This window comes from Fibrella arboris (assembly GCF_041321095.1).
Classification (GTDB): Bacteria; Bacteroidota; Bacteroidia; order Cytophagales; family Spirosomataceae; genus Fibrella; species Fibrella arboris.
In genome coordinates this window covers 86,721-100,995 of sequence record NZ_JBGGWE010000007.1, presented here as the reverse complement: position 1 = coordinate 100,995, position 14,275 = coordinate 86,721, and the positions used below count along the sequence as shown (strand labels likewise).

Sequence of the window (14,275 nt, the reverse complement as noted above, 5' to 3'; positions counted from 1 at the left end):
TGATCTAAAGGATTAACGTAATGAAGCACTACCCGAACTAGCCGCACCACCAATAGATGCAGTTGACGTAGTATCTGCACCAACTGTCGGCAAATACTTAGCAGCTTTAGCTTTTAAATTAGCTGGAATGCGTGAAGCGTATTCAGGAAACGATGACAAAAGAGGTTTCTGCTCTGCACACCACTTAGTCCATGATTCTTGATCTTCTACAACTAGATTCATTTTCATTGAAAAGTGGCCACGTCCGCAAATTTCAGTACAAGCAATCTCGTATTTGAAATTTTGATTACCTGTTTCATTACGCATTTGCTCAGTCGTCTTGTCAGGATGAAACCAAAAACGAGTTGGCATCCCCGGAACAGCATCCATCTTCACACGCATGTGCGGAATAAATACGCTGTGCAGCACATCCCGAGCTCTGATTCGGATCAAAACCGGCTTACCTACAGGAATGTGCAGTTCTGGAGCAGTAAAATCATCAAATGCGGTTTCGTCGGAGAAATCAATTCCAACTTCGTTATTATTATCGATCAATTTGTAATTGAAAGCCCCCAGCTTGTTGTTGTCTACGCCTGGGTAACGAGCGATCCAGTTGAACTGCTTGCCTACTAGCTCAACTTCCTGTGCCCCTTCTGGCGCTTCTGACATGATATCCCTCCACGCCTTCCAGCCAGTGAATACCATAATCGCCATAACGACAGCCGGTACAACAGTCCAGATCAACTCTAACTTATGGTTTTCAGGATAATAAGATGCTCTTTTACCATCTTTATACTGGTACCGGTAAGCAAAGTAGAAGAGTAGAATGTTTGTTAACAGCGCAGAAGCTGTAACGATCGCCATAGAACCCCAAAACAATCCATCAGTCCGACGTCCGTGAATAGAGGATGCTTCTGGCAAGAAATATTGAGTTGAATGAATAAACGACCAAGTTGCGGCAATTGTACCAGTAACCAGGAATACCATAAACATGGCTCCGTTGATCTTATTACTGGTGCCTCCATACGTCTCTTCACCTGAAGACGTACCTACGCTTTTCATTACGCTGGTCAGTCGACCAAAAACCATAAAGGCGAGCGCAAGAAAAACGAGCGACAATAATCCTACGATGTAAACCATACTTGTGTGATTTAGATAAAGTCTAAATGTCGTGATGCAAAGCTTCTTCTAATAATGGATGATTTTTAGCAATCAGATTTGCCTTCGTCAACTGGGCCGATACTGACCAGATGAACGCACAGGCAAAAATCAAAATCATGCCAAATTCAATCGGGCCGAATCCAGCATGTTCACCAACTGTACCAGGCATGATATTCATGTAAAAATCAAAGTAATGCCCTATCAGCACTCCCCAACAAGCAACTTTTAATAAGATATTCGTCCGCTTTGCATCCCTTGTCATTAGAACCAAGAATGGAAAAACAAAGTTTAGCACAACGTTAACCCAAAATGGAGCTAGATAAATACCACCATAACCACTGAAACGCTCGCGATAGTAGATCGTTTCTTCAGGAAGGTTAGCGTAATAAATCAACATAAACTGCGCAAACCATACATATGTCCAGAAGATACTGAAGGCAAAAACAAATTTACCCAAGTCATGCAAATGGCTTTGATTAACAGCTTTCAGATAACCTTGCTCCTTTAACATCACAACAGTTAATGTCATTGTAGCAAGACCAGCTACATGCCAACTAGCCAATGTGTACCAGCCAAACATGGTGCTGAACCAATGCGTATCTATTGACATTATCAAATCCCAGGCGGCTGTTGAAGAAGTCACGGCAAAGACAACCAAGAAAGCCGTACCATACTTCATGCTCTTATAGTAGTATTCTGTACCACCGTATAAGTCTTCTTGTAGCGAAAGATTACGCAGCACACGCCATAGCATATACCAGGATATGAAATAGAAAGCCATTCGGACCAGGAAGAACGGTGTATTCAAAAAACCGTGTTTTCCTGCAATAATAGGGTCATACTCTTCGCTAGCCTTATCATACAGCCCTTCATGGGTCCAATGAAAAATATCATGCCTAGCAATTAAAAAGACGCCCAAAAGAATGATACCGGTCACTGGTAAAAAGGCTGGCATTGCTTCTGGTACACGTTTGATCACTGAGGACCAGCCAGCTTGAGCCAGGTAGTTATATGACATGAAGAACATACCTGCCACGGCTATACCGGTGAAGTAAATGCTGTTCACCCAAATGTTAGCCCATAAGCGGGTAGTCCACTTATAATGCCCGTGAGCACCTTCATGTCCCTCACTCAGGCCATGGCCCTGAACTGCTTCATGTGCGTGTTCGCCCACACCCGATGATAACAGGACTGCGCCAAGAACGACTAACGCTACGCCAACGGCTCCGCCGATTAGCAAACGCCGTTTCGACTCTGCAGTAAATTCAAACTGCTCATCCAGGGAAGGTATTGCGTGTACTGATGCCATTATTAACTCTATTGATTGTATAACCACTATACCTGTTGATTAGCATAGCAGTCTAGCTGATTCAGAATTATCTATCCTTGCTGAAGTTTGTGAACGTACATGACGATCTTCCACCGCTCTTCAGGTGTCATTTGTGAGCCATGTGGCCACATACGACCTTTACCATGCGTTATGACATGAAAGATGTGCCCATCATTCATCTCTTTATACGCACCTGATGAATAGTTAGGTACGCCTTTATATTCTTTACCAACCAGACCATCACCTTTACCACCTTCACCATGACAATGTAGGCAGTAACGACCGTACAAGATTTCTCCTTCTTTCAGCGTAGCGTCTGTGCTTGGAATAGGGTTTGTCAATGTCCGCTCGGCAATGGCAATGCTATCCTTTGGTATATTGTATACCATTAAATCTGTGACCGCGCTATCGCCTTTACCAAACGTAGTATGGTAGTTTCGCCGCGATACGGTTCCCCTGGCAGGGTCACGCATATTTAGACCGTTGGCAGTAAACGGGTTAGCTTTTGTTTGCTTGTAAGGCTCATATCCAACTGGCTCATACATCTGCGGTGCAAACTGAGTACCTGTATCATTTCGGCTGTCGCCACAAGAACTCATAAAAAGCACAGATGCTAAGCCAATTGATGAAAGCACTATATGCTTGAATTTCATAATCGGTCTATTAGAACTGCTTAACGTTTACTTCAGCTGCCCCTGATTTTTTCAGGATAGCCTCAATCTCTGCCTCTTGAAGTTTATTATTCTCCATGTCGATAGCCATAGCAAACTTATTGTCAGTCGTGCGCAGGTCAAACATGAGCGGCTTTACTGTTGGGCCTAATCCATTAGATATAATGAACGTAGCAACCATGCCCAAGGCTGTGAAAAGCACTGTTAACTCAAAGGCAATGGGGACGTAAATCGGATAAGAAAACGAGTCTTTACCTCCCACGATCATTGGCCAGTCAAACTTCTCCGTGTACGACATGAGTGAAGCAGCTGTCAGAAGACCAGTTAAACCAAACATGAAGGCCGCAATACCTAACCTAGACCGTGGATGTCCCAACGCAATGTCAAGGCCATGAACGGGGAAGGGCGTGTAGACTTCGTGAATGCGTACACCTGACTCACGGACTTCTTTTACGGCTTTCATCACGACATCATCGTCGTCAAAGATGCCTACTAAAAATCGACTGTTAACTGGCGAAGCCATACAGATACTTATAAAGGTGAATTAGTCAGCGTTCTTATTAAAGGTAGGCGCAGTTACACGCTCCCCTTTTGCAACGCCAGAAACTGATTTTGGCAACTCAGCCGAGGATGACTTGATGATCGCTTTTACTTCGGCCATGTTCACAACCGGCAGGAATTTAGCAAACAGCAGAAATAGCGTGAAGAATAAACCAAACGAGAACAAGTAATCGCTTATGTCAAACAGCGTTGGGTGAAACATTGCCCAGCTCGATGGGAGATAATCTCGGTGCAATGACGTAACAATGATTACAAACCGCTCGAACCACATACCGATGTTCACAATTACTGACAACACAAATGTCCAAACAACCGAGGTACGCACAGTCCGCGACCAGAACAATTGCGGAGAAATTACATTACAAGTCATCATTGCCCAGTATGCCCACCAGTAAGGACCTGTCCCCCGGTTAATAAAGGCATAGCTTTCGAACTCGACACCTGAATACCAAGCAATAAAGAATTCCGTAATGTAAGCTACCCCTACTATAGACCCGGTGAGTGTGATGATTTTATTCATCGACTCAATGTGTTCAACAGTGATGTAGTCTTCCAGCTTGAATACCACGCGGATGATCAGCATCAGGTTTTGCACCATAGCAAAACCAGAGAAGATAGCCCCTGCTACGAAATAAGGGGGAAAGATAGTTGTGTGCCAGCCTGGAATAACCGATGTGGCAAAGTCCATACTTACAATGGTATGCACCGAAAGTACCAGTGGTGTAGAGATACCGGCTAAAATAAGGCTCATATATTCATAACGAGCCCAGGTTTTTGCAGAACCGTTCCAGCCCAGAGAGAAGGCCCCATATACGTACCGACTTACTTTACTACGAGCACGATCCCGAATGGTAGCCAGGTCAGGAACCAGACCCATATACCAGAATACTAGCGATACGGTAAAATAGGTACTGATGGCAAATACGTCCCACACGAGAGGCGACTTAAAGTTTACCCAAAGCGAGCCGAATGTATTTGGCAATGGTAAAGCCCAATATGCCAACCATGGACGGCCCATGTGCATGAAAATGAAGGTAGCAGCACAGATCACGGCGAAGATTGTCATGGCCTCGGCAGCTCTGTTAATTGACGTCCGCCATTTTTGACGGAACAGTAACAAAATCGCAGAGATCAACGTACCGGCGTGGCCAATACCTACCCACCACACAAAGTTGGTGATATCCCAGGCCCACCCTACCGTTTTATTTAGCCCCCAAACACCGAGGCCTTCCCACCATGTGTAGAATACACAGGCTGTTCCGTATACGAGGACTAAGGCAGAGATTGTAAATGCAATCGTCCACTCACGGGTTGGACGGCCTTCTACCTGCTTACAAACGTCTTCTGTGACGTCTGCGTAGGTTTTCCCATTAGATACTAATGGCGTGCGTACGGCTGAAGTGATATGCATCGTTTTTAAATTTTCAATTAGTACGTTGACCTACGCTTGTGATTCCTGTGTAGTTTCTTGCTTTGGACCTTCCTCTTTGTTGCGGATTTTGGTCAGATAAGCAATCTGCGGGCGAACGTTAATTTCTTCCAGAACGTGGAAAGCGCGTTCATTCAATTCGGTCTCCAACACCTTTGAAATTGTGCTTTCAGGATTGTTCATATCCCCAAAGATGATTGCATCTGTTGGGCAAGCCTGGGCACATGCTGATTGGATTTCGTCTGGTAATGGACGGCGGCGTTCTTTCTTGGCAGTTAGCTTACCCTCTTGGATACGCTGTACGCAGAATGAACACTTTTCGATAACCCCACGAGCGCGAACTGTCACATCGGGGTTAATGACCATTTTACCAAGGTCGTTGTTAAACTGGTAGTCGAACTTGTCTTCGTCGTGGTATTTGAACCAGTTAAAGCGACGTACCTTATAAGGACAGTTGTTTGCACAGTAGCGAGTGCCAATACAACGGTTATACGTCATCTGGTTCAGGCCTTCTGTGCTATGAGTCGTAGCCAATACTGGGCAGACTGTTTCACAAGGTGCATTGCTGCAATGCTGGCAGAGCATCGGCTGGAATGTCACTTCAGGGTTAGCCGAAGCTATTTCCAGAGCACGATACCCTTCGATTGCGCCCATGTTTTCAAAATCGGCATCACTGCTGTAATAGCGGTCGATCCGCATCCAGTGCATTTCGCGTCGGGCAAGTACCTCGTCGCGCCCAACTGTAGGTGTATTGTTTTCAGAAATACAGCCAACTACACAGGCGCCGCAACCGATACATGAGTTGAGGTCGATGACCATACCCCATGAATGGTTTGGCTTACCGTAACCATGCCAGAGCGTGATGTCTGTTGGCGTTACAGGGCCTTCCGATGTTTCTACTTTCGGCTCATAGCGCCCCTCTTTATGATTTTTCTTGTAACGGGCAAGAATACCTTCCTGTAACACAGCCCGACGGCCCATTACAGTCTCGTGTGTCTGCGTTTGGGCAATCTCATGACGGCCACCAGCTACGCCTACTGTAGCGCTTACAGCCGCCATACTTACCGTACCGCCAACGATTGAGGCAAGCGGATAAGCGTTTTGCCCAACACCATTAGCGCACTTTCCAGACTTCGACCGACCATAACCAATGGCAATAGCAACTGTCTGATCTGCCTGACCTGGCTGAATTAATACTGGAAGTTCAATTGATTTACCAGCAACGTCAACTTTGAGCATTTCATTCTGCTCAACCTTTAATTCAGACGCTGTTTTTTGCGAAATCGCAGCATAGTTGTCCCAGCAGGCTTTTGACACTGGATCAGGAAATTCCTGGATCCAAGGGTTATTAGCTTGAGAGCCATTTCCCATACCTACCTTTTCATACAGAGCTACCTCTATACCAGTAGTTGGCTTGTAGCGCTGATTCACAGCTGCTGCTGCTGCCACTATATTGCCAGCGAATGTTGCTCCGGCCGCTGCTACTGCCGAAGCGGGCTCAAATACGCCATCATGTAATGACTTGATCCAGAACTCATCAAACGTAGCAAAGCCAGTTGTTTTTGGAAAGATATTAGCCCGCCAATAATTGCGAACGTATGTTTGAAAATCGTTACTCTTACCGGCCCACGTCAACAAGCTCGACTGCATCTGACGTGTCTTAAAAATATACGTGATTGCAGGCTGAGTAAGACTGTAATAACCAGCTTTAGGTTCCGTATCATTCCAGCACTCCAAGAAGTGAGGAGCCGGTGTCATATACTTTACGAGCGAACCAGTCTCATCGGCTCGGTCGCTAAATGAGAGAGACAAACCAACTTTAGGCAATGCGTCGGCAATCTCAGCACCACGAGGATGATCGTATACGGGATTAGCCATGTAGAACATAGCAGCCTGTACCCGCCCCCCTTTTAGCTCGTCAACGAAAGCATTCATCTGTTGATCATTCCCCTGACGGTAATTCACCGGCACATTGAGATTGATCGTCGATGAATAGCTACCTAACAAACTATTCAGCGCATTCACCAGGATTTGAACGTTCGGGTCATTTGAACCGGCAACAACAACCGCAGCTCCCCGTGACGCGATCAGGTCAGCAGCTGCCTTATCAAGATACTGAACTGTAACAGGCGTAGCATTAACTGCTGTTCCTCCTAGTTTGGCGGCTACTTTATTGTATAGATTGGCAACAACCAATCCTTCCTGAGACGGTTTATACGTACCCCGGTAGTCAGCGTTAGCGCCGGTCATGGAGAGAATTGTCTCAAACTGATAATGTCGAGACATCTCTTTATTTCCACCGCCTACAGCACCAATCTTACGGGTTTTAGCATAAGGCATGGCATGATCCAGCGGGGCGATCCACGTACCCAGGAAGTCTGCACCAATACTGACAATTGTCTTGGCCTTGCTGAAATCGTAAGAAGGCACTACTGCTTTACCGAACGACGCCTGGTTAGCCTGAATGATACCTGATGCCGAATTAGCATCATACATTATATGGCGCGCTGTAGGGTATTTAGCCACAAAATCAGCAATAACGGCCTTCGTTGACGGGCTGGCAATTGTTGATGTAACGATCCGAATTGCACCACCCCGTGCGGCTATGGTGGTCAATTGGTTGATAATTTCTTTATCTGCTGTTGCCCAGTCAATATCAGTTTCACCACGTTTTGGCCCTTTCAGCTTTTCGTTATCATACAAAGACAACAGTGAAGCTTGCACACGGGCAGTAGTACCTCCTTTTGAAAGGCTCGACATCGGGTTACCCTCAATCTTGATTGGTCGACCTTCACGCGTCTCAACTAAAATGCTGGCATGATCACCACCGTCGGTAAAAGTTGATGCATAATAGTCGGAAATAGTAGGGAATGTGCCTTCAGGTTTGTTCAAGTACGGAATCGCTTTCCGTACCGGAGCTTCACAGGCAGCAAGCGATACTGCTGCCATACCAAAACCTAACGTTTTCAAAAAGTCCCGGCGGGGGGCATTGGTACCATCAAGCAGGTTTTGCAGATCGTTTCCTGAAGGCTCAGCAAACTCAGATTGTGCGTTTTTGACGTATATAGCGTCATTACGCAATTCCTCAACACCCTTCCAATACCGTTTGGTTACTTGTTCCATATACTTAATCCAGTCAGAGATACTCTGTTTGGCTGAGTTGAGAAATTAATAGTGGCACTTTGAGCATTCCAGACCGCCAATATTAGCGACCTTAAGCGGCTCTTTAGTCTCTTTCCGGTGTAATGCAACCAACTTATCGTAGTAGGCATTATCCTTGGTATTTACTTCCGTCTTCCGGTGACAATCGATACACCAGCCCATGGTTAATGAGGAGCGCTGTTCAACGACTTCCATCTTCTGGATTTCACCGTGACAAGTCTGGCACTGAACATTACCCACGTTTACGTGTTGAGCGTGGTTGAAGTAAGCCAGATCAGGCAGGTTATGCACCCGAATCCATTCGATGGGTTTATTTTGCTCAATAGCAGCGTAAATCTTCTGGATTTCCGGTGATTCTTTCTTGATAACACCGTGACAATTCATACAGATGTTAGCCGAAGGAATATGCGCTGATTTGCCTTTGTTTACGCCTGTATGGCAGTAATTACAATCGATCTTATACTGACCAGCATGCAATTTGTGTGAGTAAGCAATAGGCTGCTTAGGCGCATAACCTTGTTGGATACCAATTGAATAGAGACCGTCAATTGACATCTTGGTCGCTACGAACAAAAACAACCAGATAGCCACCGACCGTACTGTTGAATTGTTAACAGCGCCGACTAATCCATTGCGCAAACGCTGGACAAGTGGTGTAGCCTGCATGCCAACAGCATCGCCTGTTTGAGGCGTAACAGCTTTAGACAGGATTGTTACGATAACCAGTAGTACGCCCAGCACAAGTAGCATGACTACTAGGAGCGCAACCAATACAAATGTGAATAGTTCTGATGGACCCGACGAAGAATCGCCTTGTGCAAGCGTTCCCGGAACAGTTCCATTACCACCTACATTTGTTTTATTCGCGTCCGACTGACCTTGGCCTTTTGGCGTATTTTCAGAATCAATGTAATCCAAAATGCTCTTGATATCACCATCTGAAAAGTTGGTGAACGAAGTCATTTGGGTCTTATTGAATTGATTGAAGATCTTAACGGCGTAGGCATCACCTGTTGCAATCAACGCCGATGAATTCCTAATCCATTTCTGTAACCAGGCATCACCAGGGGTACGTTGCCGAACACCAGCTAGGCCAGGGCCAACTAATGCTTCGGCATTCACATTGTGGCAGGTTTTACAGTTGTTCTCAAACAACTCTTTGCCTTTGGCAACATCTCCACCTCCACCAGCACCGGCTGCGGGTGCCGCTGCTGCAGGACCGCCGCCCCCTTGAGCTGCTGTAGAGTCCTGCGCGTTCATCTGCCCACCTTGCAATAGCAGGAGAGCTGCCAGTGTTAACGCTCCGCAAAACCTAGATAAACGGCTCATAACGACTAATTTATAATCAAATTTCACCTTCATAATTGACCTATGTACCTCATCGGCCCACAAAAGTAAGCCACGATTGCCAGAATACAAAAGTCCATTCCAAGCTATTTAAGGCCACTTTTTTCTACTTAGATTCAATCTATTCTAGCCTTGTTCAAAGTCTACTTTTCCTGTAGTGTTAACAGCGAACTTAAAAACAGCTACAAAAAAATTAGCCGCTAAGTACTAGCTACTTAGCGGCTAAATCAGATGGAGGTTCCGAGCGGATTCGAACCGCTGTACGAGGTTTTGCAGACCTCTGCCTAGCCACTCGGCCACGGAACCCTATCGGTTTGGGATTGCAAACGTACGGGTTTTACCCTCAAAAACAAAAGGCGTCTTTCAACATTTCTGTGAAAGACGCCTTTTAACAAGTCATCGCTCAACTTATAAAGCGATTAGTTTTTGCTTTCCATTTGCTCTTTCAGAGCGGCTAGTGAACTAAGATCACCCAGCGTGGCTCCGCGTTCTGGCTGAGCTGACGTTGACTGGGCAGCTTTAGCCGCTTTTGGCTTAGCCTCCTTAGCTGGCTCGCTCTTGTCCTGCCATGTACGAGTATGCGACAGCATAATACGCTTGTCCTCTTTCGAGAACTCTGTTACCCGGAAATCGAGAGACTCACCTACTTCAGCGATTGTACCGTCTTCTTTTGCCAGGTTACGTAGTGTACAGAAGCCCTCAATCCCGTATGGAAGTTCGAGCGTCGCCATCTTATCGTTTTTAGAGAGGATCGTGCACCGGTGAACAGAACCTACAGTAAACGTATCTTCAAACGTGTCCCATGGGTTTTCTTCAAGTTGCTTGTGGCCTAGAGCCAAACGGCGATTATCAACGTCAAGCTCAAGCACTACTACATCAAGGCTCTCACCTGCTTTGGTGAAATCAGACGGGTGTTTGATCTTTTTAGTCCACGACAGATCTGATACGTGCACCAGACCGTCGATTCCCTCTTCCAATTCCAGGAAGAGACCGAAATTAGTCAGGTTACGGACTACACCTGTGTGGCGAGTACCAACCGCGTACTTCGCAGTCAGATCTGGGCGAGTCCATGGGTCAGCAGTGAGTTGTTTGATACCAAGTGACATTTTACGGTCCTGGCGATCAAGCGTCAATACGACAGCCTCCACTTCATCGTTCACTTTCAGGAATTCCTGTGGGTTGCGCAGATGCTGCGACCAAGACATTTCTGAAACGTGGATCAGGCCTTCTACGCCTGGCATGATTTCGAGGAAAGCACCGTAATCGGCAACATTCACAATCCGGCCTTTTACTTTCGAACCAACCTGAATGTCTTCGGTCAAAGCGTCCCAAGGGTGAGCCTGGAGCTGCTTCATACCAAGTGAAATACGCTTCTTCTCCTCGTCGAAATCGAGAACGACTACGTTCACGCGCTGATCAAGCGTAAGTACTTCCGATGGGTGGCTGATACGGCCCCACGAGATATCGGTGATGTGCAACAGACCATCAACACCGCCGAGATCGATGAACACACCGAAGTTAGTCATGTTTTTGATCACGCCTTCCAGTACCTGACCTTTCTCGAGGTTATTCAGGATTTGGGCACGCTGCGCTTCCAGATCTTTCTCGATCAGGACTTTGTGTGAAACAACTACGTTATCATTGGCGTAATTAATTTTCACCACTTTCACTTCCATCTTCTTGCCGACATAAATGTCGAAGTCACGAATCGGCTTAACGTCGATTTGTGAACCGGGCAGGAAGGCTTCAATGCTATAAATATCTACGATCAAACCACCTTTAGTACGGCGTTTTACGAAACCATCAATGATAAGGTCCTCGTCAAGCGCTTTCTGAATGTTTTTCCAGGCGGTGATTACTTTGGCTTTCTTACGCGACAAGACCAGCTGACCGTTTGTGTCTTCCTGGTTTTCGATGTACACGTCGATCTGATCGCCAACTTTCAGGTCAGGCAGATCCCGGAATTCGGACGATGGCACCAGCCCATCCGACTTAAAACCGATGTTCAACAAGATTTCCCGGTCAGTAATCCCTACGACCGTACCCGTTACAACATCTTTCTCGTTTACTTCGGTGAGTGTATTTCCATACATCTCCTCCATACGTGACCGCTCGTCGGCGGAATAACCGCTACCGAATCCTTTGTTGTCTGCCCGATCCCAATCAAATTCGGGCAAGTTTGCAGTTTGCTGCGATTTGCTCATACAACTAGTTTAACGCGACCCAATGTTACGTCAGCCGATAGGGTCAACAAAGGCTGAATTTTGATTAAACATTTTTCTACACGTACCTGCCTGTCTGAATTAAGCAAGCGTGCCTTTTTTGAAAAGGACTGCAAAGATAGCAAGTCTATATCAGAAAAGGTTCGACAATTGATAGTTAATCAGTCAATTAATCGGCAACAAAAAACCCGGCTCTAGGCCGGGTTCGTCAACTAATCATATATACGTTCTCGCTTATTACTTAAGAAGGGCATCCAACTATCATCCAACACGCCGGAAAACTCACGCAGAAAGACAATAAACGACGGTTTGAAAGGTTTGTGCCGCATTCGCATGTTTGCCTCTTCTGGTGTGAAATCACCTTTTCGGGAATTACATCGCTTGCAGGCTGTCAATAAATTATCCCAGTTTGTTTTGCCTCCTCTTGATTTTGGAATGACGTGATCTAATGTCAGATCATCGGTGGTTCCGCAGTACTGACATAGGTGCCCGTCACGTCTAAAAATATTCTGCCGGGTCAACATCACTCCCTTGTAGGGAAGGTGCACGTAACGGTGAAGGCGAATGACTGTTGGCATAGGGAACTCCTTATCAACAGTTCGGAGAAATAAAGCCTCCGATTCAGCGACTAATTCGGCTTTGCTTAAGTAGACCAGCAAAAATGCTTTAGGAACGGAACAAATGCTAAGTGCACTGTAATCTTGGTTTAAGACTAAAACTTTCCTGCCCATGTGTCGGTTGTAAGTCCTCTGTTTCGTAGCAATTTACATACTTATCCACATTTCCCCAAGCTCAATAGTCTGTTAAATTTTAGCTGACCAAGGGTCCCGTTTATTCATCATACTGACCACGCTGTATGTTTCGCGTAACGTCGCGCTCTTTGATGCTATCGCGCTTATCGTACATCTTCTTTCCTTTGGCCAGAGCAATATCAAGTTTGGCAAATCCTCTTGGATTGGTATACAAGCGTACTGGAACAATTGTTAACCCTTGGTCCTTCAATTTTTCGGATAACTTTCGTAATTCCCGTTTCGTCAGTAACAGCTTACGGTCTCGAAGCGGGTCGTGATTGTTATAGGTCCCCTCCGTATAGGCCGAGATGCTCATCTGCCTAGCGTACAATTCGTCGCCCAAAAATAGACAGTAAGCATCCTGCAGGTTTACTTTTCCCTGGCGAACAGACTTGATCTCTGTGCCGGTGAGCACTAAACCCGCCGTGTAAGTCTCAATAAACGCGTATTCAAAAGAAGCCCTTCGATTTCGGATATCAACTTGTTTAACAATCGATGTGCTGGCCATTCAGGATAATCATTAAGTGATTGCAGGGCATCAAAGCTAATTAGTAGTGCTTGTGGACCCACAACAATAGTTTATAAACAAAAGAACCCCGGTCGAATGACCAGGGTTCGGAAAGTTTACCAAATGCTCGTAAAACCGTTAGAAAGTCGCCCGGCTGGCCAACGTTTCATGCATAAACTTGCGCTTATACATGGCATTGAAGCCACAGCCTCAGGACCCAATACGGCATCGACCAGCCAGAGCGATGTAGACGTTGCCCTTTTCAGGTGCCAACGTGAGGCACCTAGGATAAGGCAAAAACAATGCCGGACTGGCTAAAAGCCGGCCAAATTTTAATGTCAGCGGGGATAAATGGCCCTTTCGATATAAAAAAAAGAACTGCTTACCTTTTTTACCCTAATCAGTAACATACCGCAAAATGTGTGCCACAAAAAAGCCAACCTACGAGTAAGCTGGCTTTTTTGTGTTTATGAAAAACACTACTTTTTAGTGGTGGCCTGTTTGTCTTTATATTCTTTGTTCAAGCCATCGATAATGCGCTTGGTTGCGTCGCTACCACCATCTGCAAACAGAATGTTGCCTCCTTTCTGATAACCCAGTACCATTTCGTACTTGTTCTGGCTATTCACTTTTTTGAGGTAGTCGAATATCTGGTTGTACAGTTCTTCGTCTTTTTTAGCTTTCTCCAGAGCCAATCCCTGAGCGGCCTGTTCGCGGTAGGCCATCAAATCCTGATTTTTCTTTTCGAGCGATGCCTGTGCAGCACGGCCTTGTTCCTGCGTCATAGTCTGTGCCCGTTGCTGAAAGAAAGCTACTTCGTTTTGCAATGACCGACCACGGCTCTGAATATCATTCTCTAACTGATACTGCTTGCTTTCGAGAACCTTCCGAGTGTCTTTGAAATAGTCGTAGTTAGTCGCTAATGAATCGATGTTTACGTACACGATTTTACGACCCTCTACAACCTTGGGGGTATCCTTTACTTCGGTATCCGACTTGTGTTCCTTGAAATGGAGATAATACAGTACGGCTACGGCGATGGCGAGCACAACGTTGATCGCCAGAGATGCATTCTTCACGAGCTAAATGATTATGAAATGGTTTGTATTTACAA

General features: G+C 45.9%; 11 protein-coding genes and 1 tRNA gene. All 12 read right to left on the bottom strand.

The genetic code is table 11. The features are described 5' to 3' along the window. Positions 1–12: 12 nt before the first annotated feature. Complete coding sequence (locus ACAW75_RS14045; protein WP_370729363.1) at positions 13–1,119, bottom strand: cytochrome c oxidase subunit II; 1,107 nt, start codon at positions 1,117–1,119, stop codon at positions 13–15. 22 nt (positions 1,120–1,141) lie between these two features. Next, positions 1,142–2,449, bottom strand: a complete 1,308-nt coding sequence (locus ACAW75_RS14040) for a quinol:cytochrome C oxidoreductase (RefSeq protein WP_370729362.1) — start codon at positions 2,447–2,449, stop codon at positions 1,142–1,144. Positions 2,450–2,520: 71 nt separating this feature from the next. Beyond that, positions 2,521–3,123 (bottom strand): c-type cytochrome, encoded by a 603-nt coding sequence (locus ACAW75_RS14035; protein WP_370729361.1) that lies wholly within the window; start codon positions 3,121–3,123, stop codon positions 2,521–2,523. A 10-nt stretch (positions 3,124–3,133) separates the two neighbouring features. Next, positions 3,134–3,664, bottom strand: coding sequence for a DUF3341 domain-containing protein (locus ACAW75_RS14030; RefSeq protein ID WP_370729360.1), 531 nt, complete (start codon positions 3,662–3,664; stop codon positions 3,134–3,136). A gap of 21 nt (positions 3,665–3,685) precedes the next feature. Beyond that, positions 3,686–5,113: an NrfD/PsrC family molybdoenzyme membrane anchor subunit gene (nrfD, locus tag ACAW75_RS14025; RefSeq protein WP_370729359.1), complete on the bottom strand. Its 1,428-nt coding sequence runs from the start codon at positions 5,111–5,113 to the stop codon at positions 3,686–3,688. 30 nt (positions 5,114–5,143) lie between these two features. Beyond that, complete coding sequence (locus tag ACAW75_RS14020) at positions 5,144–8,254, bottom strand: TAT-variant-translocated molybdopterin oxidoreductase (RefSeq protein ID WP_370729358.1); 3,111 nt, start codon at positions 8,252–8,254, stop codon at positions 5,144–5,146. A 45-nt stretch (positions 8,255–8,299) separates the two neighbouring features. Continuing rightward, positions 8,300–9,622: a c-type cytochrome gene (locus ACAW75_RS14015; protein ID WP_370729357.1), complete on the bottom strand. Its 1,323-nt coding sequence runs from the start codon at positions 9,620–9,622 to the stop codon at positions 8,300–8,302. A gap of 250 nt (positions 9,623–9,872) precedes the next feature. Next, positions 9,873–9,946 (bottom strand) — tRNA-Cys (locus ACAW75_RS14010). Between the two features lie 113 nt (positions 9,947–10,059). Further along, positions 10,060–11,844, bottom strand: a complete 1,785-nt coding sequence (gene rpsA, locus ACAW75_RS14005; protein ID WP_370729356.1) for a 30S ribosomal protein S1 — start codon at positions 11,842–11,844, stop codon at positions 10,060–10,062. A 230-nt stretch (positions 11,845–12,074) separates the two neighbouring features. Continuing rightward, positions 12,075–12,593: an HNH endonuclease gene (locus tag ACAW75_RS14000; protein WP_370729355.1), complete on the bottom strand. Its 519-nt coding sequence runs from the start codon at positions 12,591–12,593 to the stop codon at positions 12,075–12,077. Between the two features lie 100 nt (positions 12,594–12,693). Continuing rightward, a complete protein-coding gene (gene smpB, locus ACAW75_RS13995; protein WP_370729354.1) occupies positions 12,694–13,161 on the bottom strand; it encodes an SsrA-binding protein SmpB in 468 nt (155 codons plus the stop codon). 479 nt (positions 13,162–13,640) lie between these two features. Continuing rightward, positions 13,641–14,240, bottom strand: a complete 600-nt coding sequence (locus tag ACAW75_RS13990) for an OmpH/Skp family outer membrane protein (protein ID WP_370729353.1) — start codon at positions 14,238–14,240, stop codon at positions 13,641–13,643. Positions 14,241–14,275: the final 35 nt, after the last annotated feature.